The organism is Nocardia sp. NPDC060220 (genome assembly GCF_042727815.1).
GTDB lineage: Bacteria > Actinomycetota > Actinomycetes > Mycobacteriales > Mycobacteriaceae > Nocardia.
Genome location: NZ_JBHWZY010001292.1, coordinates 1 through 1,316 on the forward strand (window position 1 = coordinate 1; position 1,316 = coordinate 1,316).

At 66.0% G+C, this 1,316-nt stretch carries 1 protein-coding gene; it reads right to left on the reverse strand.

Annotation, left to right across the window (positions count from 1 at the left end):
• Positions 1–327: 327 nt before the first annotated feature.
• Positions 328–1,086, reverse strand: coding sequence for a spermidine synthase (locus ACFWF3_RS36155; RefSeq protein ID WP_379318669.1), 759 nt, complete (start codon positions 1,084–1,086; stop codon positions 328–330).
• Positions 1,087–1,316: the final 230 nt, after the last annotated feature.

A 1,316-nucleotide genomic window follows, 5' to 3' on the forward strand; every position in this document is an offset into this window, starting at 1 on the left:
GTGCGCGCCACCCGATCACCTCCTCCGGTCGGCGCGGGTGGCTGTCGGTGGGAGCCAGCGGCCGGGCATCGTTGGCGACCGTCGCGCGGGGGCTCGGGGCGTCACTGCGTCCGTACAACCCATCCGTGAAGATGTCGGCTACCCATCCGCGATGGTTTTCGAGCAAGCTGTTCATCCTGACTCCGATGTCGAATCCGAAAAGCTCGATCCCGAACCGGCCCGTCATGACGCGATCGCCGGAGGTTCGGTGTGTGGGACAACTACTCCCAGACACTTACGATCAACCTCAGCGACGCCGACGGCAATCACTTCGCCGCATTGTTGTTCCTAGTCACATAATGCCTGGTCGCGGTCTGTGCTCCGAGCGCGGTGGGACCTGGTCGCGAGGTAGATCGTCGCGCCGGATCGCCCGCGGGTCAGCGGGTTGTCGAACAGGATCGGCCGCGCCTCCACATCGACGAAGGCGGATTCCAGAATTTCGCGGAACTCGTCATCCGGTGCGTCGTCGGACCACATCGCAAAGGTGCCGCCGTCGACCAGGTGTCGCGCGACCGCGCGCAGGCCCTCGCGGGTGTAGAACTCGGCATTCGAACCGTGCAGGACATGGCGTGGTGAATGGTCGATGTCGAGCAGCAGCGCGTCGTACACGCGTCCCGGGCGTGCCGGATCGAATCCCACCGGCCCCGCCGCCGCGGCGAAGAAGTCCGCGCAGACGAGCTCGACCCGAGAGTCGGCAGCCAACCCGGCGGTGTCGGGCAGCAGCTCACGGCGATGCCAATCGATGACGGCGTCGGAGTACTCGATCACCGTGAGCGCGTGAATTCGTGGGTCCAGCAACGCTTCTCGCGCGGTGTATCCCAAGCCGAGCCCACCGACGAGCACATCCAGCCGGTCGCCGGGCGTGCGCCCCAATCCCAGCCGCGACAGCGCACGTTCGGCGACGGTGAACAAGCTCGACATCAGGTACTCGTCACCGAGCTTCACCTCGTAGACATCGGCCCGCACCGTCGGATCGAAGCGTCGACGCAGACTGATCTCGCCGATCGGGGTCTGCCGCCAGCCGAGTTCTTCGAAGCGTGCGCTCATCGCCGTCACGGTAGTCCCGTGGCGACCACAACCCGGCCGGACGACGCGCACAGCACGCCGCCAGATTTGTGCTGGGCGTGATCTTTACGCCATGTTTATGGGTCGACGAGTCGGGAAGTCTGGTCGGCAACCCTGCTCGTGCTCGGTCGGGCGGGTTCCTATCGGCCAGGAGTACCGCATGACGCACGCAATCACCCACCTCAGCATGGGCCTGGGCTGGGACCCGGCCC

What these genes read in the sequence shown, in the direction of transcription:
- ACFWF3_RS36155 (WP_379318669.1), bottom strand. Translation starts at nt 1,086, where the DNA reads ATGAGCGCACGCTTCGAAGAACTCGGCTGGCGGCAGACCCCGATCGGC.